The 12,271-nt window shown below is 72.2% G+C and carries 12 protein-coding genes and 1 pseudogene; 5 read left to right on the forward strand and 8 right to left on the reverse strand.

The genetic code is table 11. From position 1 onward, the window contains the following. Positions 1-53: 53 nt before the first annotated feature. Positions 54-905, forward strand: a complete 852-nt coding sequence (locus ACZ47G_RS32795) for an SCO6745 family protein (protein WP_465748994.1) — start codon at positions 54-56, stop codon at positions 903-905. Between the two features lie 25 nt (positions 906-930). Here ACZ47G_RS32795 and ACZ47G_RS32800 read toward each other — a convergent pair whose 3' ends face one another. The 6 genes and pseudogenes from ACZ47G_RS32800 to ACZ47G_RS32825 form a co-directional block, all read right to left on the reverse strand. After that, positions 931-1,626 carry a C39 family peptidase gene (locus ACZ47G_RS32800; RefSeq protein WP_465748996.1) on the reverse strand — a complete coding sequence of 232 codons (696 nt, stop codon included), beginning with the start codon at positions 1,624-1,626 and terminating at the stop codon, positions 931-933. A 183-nt stretch (positions 1,627-1,809) separates the two neighbouring features. Then, positions 1,810-2,322, reverse strand: a pseudogene (locus ACZ47G_RS32805) (DUF4188 domain-containing protein); the annotation flags it as partial. A 94-nt stretch (positions 2,323-2,416) separates the two neighbouring features. After that, positions 2,417-3,031, reverse strand: a complete 615-nt coding sequence (locus tag ACZ47G_RS32810; RefSeq protein WP_465748998.1) for a TetR/AcrR family transcriptional regulator — start codon at positions 3,029-3,031, stop codon at positions 2,417-2,419. 76 nt (positions 3,032-3,107) lie between these two features. Beyond that, complete coding sequence (locus ACZ47G_RS32815) at positions 3,108-4,094, reverse strand: aldo/keto reductase (RefSeq protein WP_465749000.1); 987 nt, start codon at positions 4,092-4,094, stop codon at positions 3,108-3,110. A 106-nt stretch (positions 4,095-4,200) separates the two neighbouring features. Further along, entirely contained in the window at positions 4,201-5,058 is an 858-nt protein-coding gene (locus tag ACZ47G_RS32820; RefSeq protein ID WP_465749002.1) for an ABC transporter permease, read from the reverse strand. Continuing rightward, entirely contained in the window at positions 5,058-6,035 is a 978-nt protein-coding gene (locus ACZ47G_RS32825) for an ATP-binding cassette domain-containing protein (protein ID WP_465749004.1), read from the reverse strand. Before ACZ47G_RS32825 ends, ACZ47G_RS32820 begins: the two co-directional genes overlap by 1 nt. 156 nt (positions 6,036-6,191) lie before the next feature. On the opposite strand from ACZ47G_RS32825, the gene ACZ47G_RS32830 reads away from it, so the two are divergent. Further along, positions 6,192-6,896, forward strand: a complete 705-nt coding sequence (locus ACZ47G_RS32830; protein WP_465749006.1) for a TetR/AcrR family transcriptional regulator — start codon at positions 6,192-6,194, stop codon at positions 6,894-6,896. Positions 6,897-6,903: 7 nt separating this feature from the next. Here the strand turns inward: ACZ47G_RS32830 and ACZ47G_RS32835 are convergent, their stop codons facing one another. Together ACZ47G_RS32835 and ACZ47G_RS32840 are read right to left on the reverse strand one after the other, a co-directional pair. After that, a complete protein-coding gene (locus tag ACZ47G_RS32835; RefSeq protein ID WP_465749008.1) occupies positions 6,904-8,277 on the reverse strand; it encodes a pyridoxal-phosphate dependent enzyme in 1,374 nt (457 codons plus the stop codon). A 122-nt stretch (positions 8,278-8,399) separates the two neighbouring features. After that, positions 8,400-8,831, reverse strand: a complete 432-nt coding sequence (locus ACZ47G_RS32840; RefSeq protein WP_465749010.1) for an SRPBCC family protein — start codon at positions 8,829-8,831, stop codon at positions 8,400-8,402. A 765-nt stretch (positions 8,832-9,596) separates the two neighbouring features. Between ACZ47G_RS32840 and ACZ47G_RS32845 the strand changes: the two genes are divergently transcribed. The 3 genes from ACZ47G_RS32845 to ACZ47G_RS32855 all read left to right on the forward strand — a co-directional run bounded on the left by ACZ47G_RS32845 (position 9,597) and on the right by ACZ47G_RS32855 (position 12,111). Continuing rightward, positions 9,597-10,376: an AfsR/SARP family transcriptional regulator gene (locus ACZ47G_RS32845; protein WP_465749012.1), complete on the forward strand. Its 780-nt coding sequence runs from the start codon at positions 9,597-9,599 to the stop codon at positions 10,374-10,376. A gap of 60 nt (positions 10,377-10,436) precedes the next feature. Then, positions 10,437-11,042: a dTDP-4-dehydrorhamnose 3,5-epimerase family protein gene (locus ACZ47G_RS32850; RefSeq protein WP_465749014.1), complete on the forward strand. Its 606-nt coding sequence runs from the start codon at positions 10,437-10,439 to the stop codon at positions 11,040-11,042. Positions 11,043-11,103: 61 nt separating this feature from the next. Next, entirely contained in the window at positions 11,104-12,111 is a 1,008-nt protein-coding gene (locus ACZ47G_RS32855; RefSeq protein WP_465749016.1) for a Gfo/Idh/MocA family protein, read from the forward strand. The last annotated feature ends 160 nt before the right edge of the window (positions 12,112-12,271 follow it).

The following is a 12,271-nucleotide window of genomic DNA, read 5'->3' on the forward strand; positions in this document are numbered from 1 at the left end:
GACCAGTCGAGCTCCCCGCACCCGCCCGGGGCTCCGTCCGAGGAAGGTCCCCGATGGCCGAGCTCGTCCATCCCGCCCGCGCGCTCTGGTGGCTCTTCGAGCCGGTGCACGCCGTCACCTACTTCCAGCCCGAGTGTCGCGACGCCTTCGAGGAGGCCGGACTCCGCGGCTTCTGGCGCGGCTACTTCGCCGGCCGCTCGGCGCCGCTCGGCGCGGTGGACGCCCCACCGGTGACCGCCGCGTTCTTCAACTTCGCCCCGGCGATGGTCGAACGCGCCCTGCCCGCGGTCTGGTCGCTGGCGAGCCCGGAGGAGGCGCTGGCCGCCCGCGGCAAGGGCGCGGGCGCCGCGCTGGCCCGGCTGCTGGAACACGTGGACCGCGCACAGGTCGAGCGGGCGGTGGAGACGCTGGAGCAGGCCGCGGCCCGACTGGACTGCGTCGGCCGGGTGCTGGCCGCCGCCAACGCCGGGCTCCCGGCGCCGACCGGGCTGTACGAGCGGCTCTGGCGGGCCGCCACCGTGATGCGCGAGCACCGCGGGGACGGCCATGTGGCCGCGCTGGTCACCGCCGGGCTGGACGGCTGCGAGGCGCTGGTGATCCGCTGCGCGATGGACATGCGGCGCGAGCAGCTCCAGCCGGTGCGCGGCTGGACGGACGCCGAGTGGGAGGCCGCCGCCGGACGCCTGGTCGAGCGCGGCTGGCTGACCGCCGCCGGCGCGGTCACCGAACTCGGCCGGATCCGTCACCAGTCCCTGGAGGCGGCCACCGACCTGGCCGCCGCCCGGGTCTGGGAGGACTATCCGCGGGCCGAACTCGACACGCTGGCAGCCGCGTTGAAGCCGATCTCGGCCCTGTGCCGGAGCGGCCTGCCGTTCTACCCGGTGGGGCTGCCGGACAACGGCTGACCGCCACCCCGGGCCACCGGCCCCGCTACACCGGGCCGGTCGCTCCCCGACCGGACGACACCCGGCCCTCGACGGCGCCGGGCGGGCCGAGCACGATCCCCCGCCCGGCGTAGAACGGCCCGAAGGAGCGCCACGGCACCCGCGCGAAGGCCTGCGACTCCCCCGGGAACCCGGAGGGGTTGTGGATCAGCAGCGCCGTCTCGGTGGCGCCCACCGCCAGCACCAGGTGGCCGCCGCGCCGGACCGGCTCCGGGCCATCCGGCTCCCGGATCGACGGGTGCACCGACAGCATCACCAGCCGCCCGCCGGCCACCTCGGCCCCCACCTGGGCGGGCGTCAACTCGGCGGCCCGGGCGGCCAGTCCCCAGCGCCGCCGGGCGTAGTCGGCGAACGGCGTGTGGACCAACCCGCGCAGGCTCTCACCGTCCCGGACGTACGCACCGGCGGCCAGGCACTCGGCCGCCAGCACCATCGCCGCCGGGGTCACACCCCACCAGTGCTCCAACGCCATCCGCAGACAGGCGACCCCGCACAGCCGCCAGGACCACCACGCGTACTCCTCCGGGGTGGCCGCCCCCGACTGGCCCCAGCGCGGGTCGCGCGCCGCGTCCAGCCGCCCGTCCACGATGTCCCGCACCAGCTCCGCGGACTCCCACTGCGCCCGGTACGGCACCTCGTGCACCACCCGCGCCGGTCGCGCGGCGCCGTCCTGATCGACCATCCCCCGACGCTCCCACACCGGGGCGGCCGGACGGACTCACGACACTCCTGGAGCCTCCGCCCGGGCGTCCGCCTCGGCCTCCACCTGGGTGTTGCCGTTGCCGCCGTCGGCCTGGGCGTCCGCCTCGCCCTCCGCCTGGGTGCCCTTCTCGCCCTCCGCCCGGGCGTCCGCCTCGCCCTCCGCCTGGGTGCCCTTCCCGCCGTCCGACCGGAAGGCCAGGCGCTGGGCGGCGTGCCGGCCGCGCGCCTCCAGCGGCAGCTGGCCGGTGGCGCCGGCCAGGCCGAAGGCCGGCATGTCGAAGTAGATCGACTCGTAGCCACCCTCCGGCACGACGTACGTCTCGTGCCAGAGCCCGACGTGCCGGTGCGTCTTCCCCTCCCGCACCATCCGGTTGGCGATGCCCCACACCGTGTGGTGGAAGCCGTCCGGTGCGCTCGCGTAGCGGTACAGGTGCTCCTTCGACTCCCAGTACTGGACGACGTAGTACGTCCGCGGCGAGGCGGTGAGCAGTATGCGCCCGCGCAGGCCCCGTTCGGGGCTGCGGCGCAGCTCGTACAGCATCCGGAACATCGCGAACATCACCGGGCCCCAGTGGTGCACCGCCCAGAACCGGTTGATCCGCATGCCGATCAGCAGCACCACGGTGTCGCCGGTGGCACCGGCGGTGGTGTAGCCCGGCAGTGGCTTGGCGAACAACGGCATCTGCGCCTCCCCCGACTCGCCCTCATGTAATCGGTGATTACATCAGCGCGCACCGGGCCGGTCAAGGCTCGCCGCAACCACAATTCCGTTATCTGTCAGGCTGGTTGACGGTCCCGGCGATCCCTGCACGGAAGGTGTCCAGCACCCGGACGGCCAGCTCCTCCGCCCGCTCGGCCGGCAGGTAGCCGTCCACGATCATCTGCGCCAGCCCGTACACCAGCGCCTGCCCGGACAGCAGCACCAGCTCCGGATCACCGGGCCCCACCCGGCCCGCCGCCTGGTCCGCCGCGATCAGCCCGGCGAACGCCCGCTCCAGGCCGTCCACCCGCTCCCGCAGCTCCGGATCCCGGGCGGCCGTGAACACCCGCGAGCGCACCAGCTCGAACCGCCGCGGATGGCGCAGCGCGTACCGCACGAACCCCAGCCCGAGCGCCCGCATCGCCGACCCCCCGACCGCCTCGGCGGCCGCCACCTCCGCCTCCTGCCAGCGCGCGAAGTCCGCCAGCACCCGGTCCGCCACCGCGGTCAACAGCGCCCGCCGGTCCGCGAAGTGCCGGAACGGCGCCCCCGCCGACACCCCCGCCCGGCGCGCCACCTCCCGCACGCTGACCTTCTCCTGCCCCTGCTCGTCCACCACCTCGAACGCCGCCGCCACCAACGCCTCCGGCAGCGCCCCGTGGTGGTACGCACTCCGCTCCGTCATGCCTGCCTTGCTACCACAGCCGGACGGGCCGCCGGGCCGGCCTCGACCCCTGACCGGGGGCCGAGGCCGCCATGGTCTACCAGGCGTAGTCCTCCGGGGCGGGCTTGTGGCCGGGGAAGAGTTCGTCGAGGCGGTCCAGGGTCTTCTGGTCGAGCGTCAGGTCGAGGGCCGCGAGGGCGGCGTCGAGGTGGGCCGGGGTGCGGGGGCCGATGATGGGGGCGGTGACGGCGGGGCGGGACAGCAGCCAGGCGAGGGCGAGCTCGGCCGGGTCGGTGCCGAGTTCGGCGGCGAAGTCCTCGTAGGCCTGGAGCTGCTCGCGGTGCTTCTCCAGCAGTTCGTTCGCGTAGCCCACCGCGCTGCGGCCGCGGGTGCCCTCGCGTTCCTTGCGCAGGATGCCGCCGAGCAGGCCGCTGCGCAGCGGGGACCACGGGAGCAGGCCGAGGCCGTAGTGCTGGAGGGCGGGGATGACCTCCAGTTCGATCGCCCGGTCGAGCAGGTTGTAGAGGGACTGCTCGCTGACCAGGCCGAGGAAGTTCCGGGAGCGGGCGGCCTCCTGGGCCTGGGCGAGGTGCCAGCCGGCGAAGTTGCTGGAGCCGACGTAGATGATCTTGCCCTGGGCGACCAGCACCTCCATCGCCTGCCAGATCTCCTCCCAGGGCGTGTCCCGGTCGATGTGGTGCATCTGGTACAGGTCGATGTGGTCGGTCTGCAGCCGCCGCAGGCTGGCCTCGACGGCCTTCCGGATGGCGAGCGCGGAGAGCCGGCCCTCGTTGGGCCAGTCGCTCATCTCGGCGTAGGCCTTGGTGGCGAGCACGGTGCGCTCGCGGCGGCCGCCGCCCTGGGCGAACCAGCGGCCGATGATCTCCTCGGTGCGGCCCTTGAGGTTGCCCTCGGGGTCGCGGCCGTAGGCGTTGGCGGTGTCGAAGAAGTTGATGCCGCGCTCGTGGGCGGTGTCCATCAGGCGGTGGGCGTCGGCCTCCTCGGTGTGGGGGCCGAAGTTCATGGTGCCGAGGCAGAGGCGGGAGACGGTCAGGCCGGTGCGGCCGAGGTGGGTGTACTCCATGGCGCCCCACCTAAGGCCACACCGGCCACGGTGTCCAGCACATTCGGCGGAACGGGCGGGTCACCGCCCGTCGACGGCCGACTTCACCGCCCGTCGACGGCCGACTTCACCGCCCGTGGGTGGCGAACTTCCGTACGGCCAGCGGCCCGCAGAGCACCAGCAGCACGGCGCTCCACAGCAGCGTGGCCAGGACGGCGTGCTGCATCGGCCAGGCGGTGCCGGGCGCCGTCGGGTTGCCGAACAGCTCGCGGGCGGCCTCCACCACCGAGCTGATCGGGTTCCAGTCGGCGATCACCCGCAGCCAGCCGGGCATCCCGCCGGTGGGCACGTACGCGTTGGTGACCATCGCCAACGGGAAGACGACGACGGAGAGTTGGCCGGCCGCCTCCTCCTTGCCGACGGCCAGGCCGAGCAGCGTGCCGACCCAGGTCATCACGAACCGGAAGAGCAGCAGCAGTGCGAACGCCTCCAGCGCGTCGGCGGCGCCGTGCCGGGCGCGCCAGCCGGTGGCCAGCCCGACCAGCGCCAGCAGGGTCAGGACGACCACGGTGACCAGCAGGTCGGCGAGGGTCTGTCCGAGCAGCAGTCCGGTGCGGGAGACCGGCATCGAGCGCAGCCGGTCGGTGACCCCGCGACCGACGTCGCGGGCGGCTCCGACCATGGTGGGCATGATGCCGTTGGTGGCGACCATGGCGAACAGTCCGGGCATCAGGAACTCCCGGTAGTCCCCGCCGCCGGGCACCTGCATGGCGCTGCCGAAGACGTACCCGAAGACCACCACCATGACCACCGGCACGCCCAGCGAGGCGGCCAACAGGCCTGGCGAGTGGCGGTAGTTGAGCAGGATGCGGAGCATCGAGGTGCCGGTGTCGGCGACCAGCCGGGCGCCGAGCGAAGGGCGCGCGGCGGTGGGCGCGGTGGTGGGGACGGCGGTGGGGACGGTGGTGGGGACGGCGGCGGACATCAGGCAGCCCTTCCCAGGTCGGCGGTCTCCCGGGACTTCCCAGTGAGCGCGAGGAACACATCGTCCAGCGAGGGCGCCCGGACGGCGACGTCCTCGGCGATGACCCCGGCGGCGTCCAACTCCCGTACCAGCGCGGGCAGCAGGACGTTCGCACCGGGACTGGTGAGCACCGTGACCGCCCGCTCGGCCAGGTCCACCTGGGCGTCGCCACCGGACAGCGCGGACAACACCACGGCGGCGGCGCCGAGTTGGCCCGGATCGGCCAGGGTGACGGAGACCTGGCTGCCGATCGCCGCCTTGAGCCTGGCCGGTGGGCCGGTGGCGATCGCGGCGCCGTGGTCGACCACCACGACGTCGTCGGCCAGCCGGTCGGCCTCCTCCAGGTACTGGGTGGTGAGCAGCACGGTGGTGCCGCCGTCGGCCAACTCCTTGACGGTGTCCCAGATTCCCTGACGGCTGCGCGGGTCGAGCCCGGTGGTGGGCTCGTCCAGGAAGAGCACCGGCGGGCTGGTGACCAGGCTGGCGATCAGGTCGAGGCGCCGGCGCATGCCGCCGGAGTAGGTGCGGACCAGCCGGTCGCCGGCCTCGGCGAGGTCGAAGCGGGTCAGCAGTTCGTCGGCGCGCGCCCGGGCCCGGCGGGCGCCGAGGCGGTGCAGTCGGCCGAACAGGTGGAGGTTGTCGCGGCCGGTGATGCCCTCGTCCAGCGCGGCGTGCTGACCGGCCAGGCCGATCGCCCGCCGGACCTCCTCGGCCTCGCGGACGGCGTCGTACCCGGCGACCCGGGCGGTGCCCCGGTCGGGGGCGACCAGGGTGGCGAGGACGCGCACCGCGGTGGTCTTGCCGGCCCCGTTGGGGCCGAGGAGGCCGCAGACCGCGCCGGCCGGGACGGTCAGGTCGAGACCGCGCAGGGCCTCGGTGGCCCCGAAGCGCTTTTCGACGCCCACCATCTCGATGGCGGGTCGGGTGGTGTCGGACATGGCTCTGCCCTTCTCTAGGTACAGCGTACGTAGAAGCTGGGGACGATGCTACTACGTACGCCGTACGTATCTAAGATGGGGGAGCGAGGTGATCTTCCAGTGCCGTCCAGCAAGCCCCCGAACAGTGCAGCGCGACCCGAGGAACCCCAGAAGCCGGTGCCCCCCGAGGCCCCCGAGCTGATCTGGCTGCGCCCGGAGCGCACCGGCCGCGGCCCCCGGCCCGCCCACAGCCGCGACTCGATCGCCGCGGCGGCGATCGTGATCGCCGACGCCGAGGGCCTGGACGCCGTCTCGATGCGCCGGGTCGCGGCCGCACTCGGCGCGGGCACCATGTCGCTCTACAACTACGTGCCGAAGAAGGAGCACCTGCTCGACCTGATGCTCGACGCCGCCTGCGGCGAGTACCGGCTACCCCCGTCGCCCAGCGGCGACGTCCGGGCCGACCTCGCGAGCCTCGCCCACGAGCAGCTGACCATCTTCCGCCGCCACCCGTGGCTGCCCGGTCTGGTCATCGCCCGCCCCGGCATCGGCCCCAACGCCCTGCGCTACACCGACCACTTCCTCGCCGTCACCGCCCCCACCGGCCTGCCGGGCGGGGTGCGGATGGAGGCGATGGCGATGTTCAACGGCTTCATCTGCCAGTTCGCCCAGTACGAGCAGACGGCCGCCGCGGGCGCCAAGTGGCAGGCGGAGATGGTCGGTTACCTCACCCAGGCGGCGATGAGCGGCGCCTACCCCAACCTCGCCCACGCCTTCGCCACCGCCGGCCCGCCGGCCGACCCGGACCAGGCCTTCGACCGCACCCTGGACCGGGTCATCCTCGCCATCCTGGCGACCCCGCAGGGCAGTCAGGCCCCCTAAAGGCCCACTAGCTCAGCAGCTCCCGCGACAGCACCCCCGCCACCCGGCCGTCCACCAGCACCGCCACGGCCGGGTGGCCGCCCGCCAGCGCCGCCCGGGCCAGCGCCGCCGGCTGCCCGACCCCCACCGTCGGCAGGGCCGGCCCGAGCAGCGGGCGCACCGGGCCGTCCGGCTCGGCCCCGCCGTCGGCCAGCGCCGCCGCCAGCACCTCCCGGGACACCGAGCCGATCACCTCCCCCGCGGCCACCCCGTACGGCCGCGCCGCCCGCGGCAGCACCACCGGCGCCACCCCGCCCGGTGCGGCCCGCAACGCCGCCAGCGCCTCGGCGACGCTCGCATCGGCCCCGACCGTCACCAGCGGCCCGGCGGCGTCCAGCAGCGCCCGAAGGCCGTCCTCCTCCTCCAGGAAGCCCCACTCCCGCATCCACACGTCACTGTGCACCTTGGACAGGTAGGACCGCCCCGAGTCGGGGAGCAGCACCACGACCAGGTCCTCCGGCCCCAGCCCACGCGCCACCCGCAGCGCCGCCGCCACCGCCGTACCGGAGGACGGACCGGCCAGCAGGCCCTCCTCCCTTGCAAGTTGACGTGCCATCAGGAGCGACTCGCGGTCCGGGATCCGCTCGAAGGAGTCGACCACCTCCGAGCGGTAGGCCTGCGGCCAGCGATCCTCGACCGTCTCGGGGTGGAGGAAGTGGCCGATGCTCTCGACGAACCACGGGCTGCCGTCCCCGCCGCCGTACGAGGAGGACTCCGGGTCCGCGCCGATCACGGTCACGGCGCCGCCGGACACCTGCTTCAGATACCCGCCCGTGCCGGTGACGGTGCCGCCGGTGCCGACGCCCGCGACGAAGTGGGTCACCCGGCCGCCGGTCTGCTCCCAGACCTCCGGGCCGGTGGTCCGGACATGGGCATCGGGATTGGCCAGGTTGTCGTACTGATTGGCCAGCCAGGCGCCGGGGATCTCCTCGGACAACCGCGTGACCACGTTGAACAGGTGCCGCGGATCCTCCCGCGCCACCGAGGTCATCGCGAGCACCACTTCGGCGCCGTAGGCCCGCAGGATGTCCGCCTTCTCCGGCGCCGCCTTGTCGGACACCCCGGCGATCACCCGGTACCCCCGCTGCCGCCCGACCAGGGCCAGCCCGATGCCGGTGTTCCCGGAGGTCGCCTCGATGATCGTCCCGCCCGGCTTCAGCAGCCCGTCCCGCTCGGCGGCCAGGACCATCGACAGGGCGGCCCGGTCCTTCACGCTGCCACCGATGTTGAGGAACTCCGCCTTGGCATAGATCGGCGCGGCGATCCCGGCGCCGAGCCGGGCGAGGCGGATCAGCGGCGTCCCGCTGATCGCGTCCAGAACGGATTCGTGCACTGCGGCCATCGTGGGCCCCCTTCGCTCGGTATGTCCGAACGAATCTGCCCACACCCGAGGCCGGATAGCCGCCGGCCACACCCGGGACGGCCGGAGCGGAATCCCCGGCCGACCGTTCGCCCCGGCCCGGCCTACCTGTTCTCCACCAACTCCTTGAACTGCTCCAGATCCGTCCGCACCGCCTCCTCGACGGCCCGCACCTGGGCGAACCCCTTCGGGCCGCCGAACGCCTCCTGCAGCTCCGCCCCGTCGTACTCCAGCCGCGCCTGCAACGCGCAGTGCTCGCCGTCCAACTCCCGTACGGTGAAAGCGCCTTTCAGCTCCGGGCTGCCGCCGACCGTCTGCCAGGCCAGCACCTGCTCGGCGCCACGATCGGTGAGCTCGGTCTCGAAGCCGCGCCGCTCACCGCCGACGCCGACGTCGAAGTGCGCCCGGTTGTCGTGCTCCGCGAACGCGCTGCGCACGCCGTCCACGAACTCCGGATACTGGTCGAAGCGGTGCAACTGGGCCCAGACGTCCTCGGCCGGGGCGTTGATCTCGATCTGCTCCTGCAGTCTGCTCATCGGATGTCCCACCTCCCGAAACCCCCCGTACCGGCGGCCCGGTCGGACTCGGCCGGGCCGGCACGCTCCTTCCAGCCTGCGCCGCCCCACCGGCACCCGCACCTTCGTACGGAACATCCGACGGTGGGGAACGCCGCATTATCCGCCCGCTGTCAACACCGCCTCCGGCTTATCCGGACAAACGGGACCGGTCGCCCGGGCGTGGGGGGAACGCACGAGACGGCGGAACCCCTGTGGCCCGCGTGGCGGGAGGGGGCGACGGCCCGCGATCCCTTGGCGTTCCCGCTCGAGCACGCCCGGTGGACCCGCCGCGTTTCCGCTCGTCCACGGCCCGTGAGCCTGGCCCAAACTCCCCCGCGCCATCCTCCACGAACCCTTCGCCGAAAGCCCTCGAAACCCCCGAGAGGGCTGCCCAGCACCTTTGAACGTCAACGTCAAGCACGCCTGTCCGAAATGGACAGAACGAACGCGACCGAATATCGGTTACACCACTAAAATTCTGATAAAACCCCAGCTGCGACCGCCCGCTCGGCCAGTGTGATCTAGATCACAGAACGATCTCTGTAGGCCGTCGCCGGTCGACCTTGCTAGAGTTCCTTTTGGCACGTTCAACTCAGATCAGATTCCTGGCGAGGGGTGACGATACCGGCGACCGCTATCCACGGACAGCCATTCTCGCCTACTTCATCCTTTCGATCATCGGCACCATTCTCGCCGGGAGTTATTGGGGGAGGCCTGAGCTTGAGATACGAAATCCTTGGCCCGGTGCGCATTGCCATCGACAACGATTCGCCGCCGGTGGGCACGCACAAGATGGAGATGCTCCTGCGGACGCTGCTGATCCGCAACGGCCAGATCCTCTCGCTGGACCAGCTGACCAGGGAGTTATGGGGCGAGACGCCGCCCGTCCGGGCCCGGGCATCGATTCATGTGTACGTTTCGCAGTTACGCAAGATCCTCAACCGGTTCTCGCGGAACGAAGGCGTCATCACCACCCGCACCCCCGGCTACGTCCTGAACCTCGGACACGACGAGCTCGACCTGGAACTGTTCCTGGCCCTGTCGGAGAAGGGTCGGGTGCAGATGGGCATGCACCGGTACACCGCGGCCGCCCAGACCCTCACCGAGGCGCTCCGGCTGTGGCGCGAGCCGGTCCAGGCGACGTCCTACGAGGGCCCGATCATCCGGGAGTTCGCCAACTGGGCGGAGGAGCTGCGGGTCGAGTGCCTCGAGATGCTGGCCCGTTCACTGCTCTCGGCGAACGAGACCAGCGAGGCCGTGCGCATCCTCTACTCGCTGATCTCCGAGTACCCGCTGCGGGAGAAGTTCCACGCGTTCCTCATGGAGGCGCTCAGCCTGTCCGGCCGGCGGGCGGACGCCCTGGAGGTGTACCAGGCCGCCCGGAACCAGATCCGCACGGAACTCGGGCTGGAGCCGTGCCGATTCCTCCAGGAGACCCACGAGTACATCCTGCACGACAGGCTCGACAACCTCAGCGTCATCCGTGCCCGCCACGACCGGTTGGCGCAGGCGCACACCGCCTGACCCCGCCAGCCCGTGGCGGGGCCCCCACCCGTTCAGCCGGAGGAGGCCGTTGTGGACAGTATGGATATCACCGAGATGTCGATTCCCGGTGCGTACCGGATCGGCACGAGACACATTTCGGACCGCCGGGGTAAATTCTACGAGGCGTGGCGGGTCACCGAGCTGCTCCAGCAGACCGGCCACCATTTCGAGATCCGCCAGGTGAATTACTCGGTATCGAAGAAGAACACGGTGCGCGGAATCCACGGCACCACCATTCCGCCCGGTCAGACCAAACTGGTCACCTGCGTCCGGGGGGCGGCACTCGACGTCGCGGTCGATCTGCGGGTCGGCTCCCCGACCTTCGGGACGTTCGACATGACGCTCCAGGAGGCCGACTCCGGAATCGGTGTCTACCTCTCGGACGGCATCGGGCACGCCTTCCTCGCCCTGACCGACGACACCTGCATGAACTATCTCTGCGGCGCCGAGTACGTCCCGGGCACCATGCTCGACATCCAGGCGTTCGATCCGGCCATAGGCATCCCCTGGGACCGGGACCTGGAAGGCCCTCCGATCATGTCCGAGAAGGACGCGGCGGCACCGACCCTCGCCGAGGCCGCCGCCCTGGGGCTGCTCCCGACCTACGAGCAGGCCCTGGCGTTCACCGCCCCGCTCGCTCGCTGAGGTGCCCCGTAACCGGCCCCAACGGCCGTCCACCGACCGAAACCTCGTTCAAGGAGTTCCGATGGAGCAAGCGGGGAATGCCAGACCGGTCCGAGTCGGGGTGATCGGGTGTGCCGACATCGCCTGGCGGCGCACGCTGCCGGCCCTGGCCGCCGAACCCCTCATCGCGGTCACGGCCATCGCCAGCCGGCAGGAGGAGAAGGCCCGGCAGTTCACCGACCGCTTCGGGGGCGCCCCGGTCGAGGGCTACGTCAGCCTGCTGGAGCGCGACGACGTCGACGCGGTGTACATTCCGCTGCCGGCCGTCCTGCACGCCGACTGGATCGAGCAGGCGCTGCGGGCCGGCAAGCACGTGCTCGCGGAGAAGCCGCTCACCACGGACCGGAAGCAGGCCGAGCGGCTCTTCCGGATCGCGGACGAGCAGGGCCTGCTGCTGATGGAGAACTTCATGTTCCTCCACCACCACCAGCACCGGCGGGTCGCCGACCTGCTGGCCGACGGCGTCATCGGGGAGGTCCGGTCGTTCTCCGCGAGCTTCACGATCCCGCCCAAGCCCCAGGGCGACATCCGCTACCAGGCGGCGGTGGGCGGCGGGGCGCTGCTGGACATCGGCGTCTACCCGATCCGCGCGGCCGGGCTGTTCCTCGGCCCGGGGCTGGACGTCGCGGGCGCGGTGTTCCGCCGCGAACGGTCCCGGGACGTGGTCGTCGGGGGCAACGCCCTGCTGACCACCGACCAGGGCGTCACCGCGCAGCTGGTCTTCGGCATGGAGCACTCGTACACCAACAGCTACGAGTTCCGGGGCAGTCTCGGGCGGCTCTGGCTGAACCGCGTCTTCACACCTCCGGCGACGCACCAGCCCGTGGTCAGCATCGAGCGGCAGGACCACCTGGAGCAGATCGTGCTGCCCCCGGACGACCAGTTCGCCAACATCGTCCGGGCGTTCGCCCAGGCGGTGCTGGGGGGCGAGCGTCCGCCGGAGTGGACCGAGAACTCGCTCCACCAGGCGTCCCTGGTCGACGCGGTGCAGGCGAACGCGCGGGACTTCGTCTTCTCCGGGGAGGGCTGACGCCGCGTCGGCCGACCGGCAGCCGAAGGACGCCTGCGGGCCGGGGGGGGGGAGGGGAGGGGGGGGGGGGGGAACCCCAAAAACCACACCAACAAGACCGAACCAGCCCAAAAAAACCCGACCAGACAACCACAAAGAAGTCCACCCCCGCGACCCCCCC

It is taken from the genome of Kitasatospora sp. NPDC030952 (assembly GCF_055571335.1).

Coding starts and splice junctions, on each gene's coding strand:
- ACZ47G_RS32800 (WP_465748996.1), bottom strand. CDS start 1,626: ATGGTCGATCAGGACGGCGCCGCGCGACCGGCGCGGGTGGTGCACGAG.
- ACZ47G_RS32855 (WP_465749016.1), top strand. CDS start 11,104: ATGGAGCAAGCGGGGAATGCCAGACCGGTCCGAGTCGGGGTGATCGGG.
- ACZ47G_RS32810 (WP_465748998.1), bottom strand. CDS start 3,031: ATGACGGAGCGGAGTGCGTACCACCACGGGGCGCTGCCGGAGGCGTTG.
- ACZ47G_RS32840 (WP_465749010.1), bottom strand. CDS start 8,831: ATGAGCAGACTGCAGGAGCAGATCGAGATCAACGCCCCGGCCGAGGAC.
- ACZ47G_RS32815 (WP_465749000.1), bottom strand. CDS start 4,094: ATGGAGTACACCCACCTCGGCCGCACCGGCCTGACCGTCTCCCGCCTC.
- ACZ47G_RS32835 (WP_465749008.1), bottom strand. CDS start 8,277: ATGGCCGCAGTGCACGAATCCGTTCTGGACGCGATCAGCGGGACGCCG.
- ACZ47G_RS32850 (WP_465749014.1), top strand. CDS start 10,437: ATGGATATCACCGAGATGTCGATTCCCGGTGCGTACCGGATCGGCACG.
- ACZ47G_RS32820 (WP_465749002.1), bottom strand. CDS start 5,058: ATGTCCGCCGCCGTCCCCACCACCGTCCCCACCGCCGTCCCCACCACC.
- ACZ47G_RS32795 (WP_465748994.1), top strand. CDS start 54: ATGGCCGAGCTCGTCCATCCCGCCCGCGCGCTCTGGTGGCTCTTCGAG.
- ACZ47G_RS32825 (WP_465749004.1), bottom strand. CDS start 6,035: ATGTCCGACACCACCCGACCCGCCATCGAGATGGTGGGCGTCGAAAAG.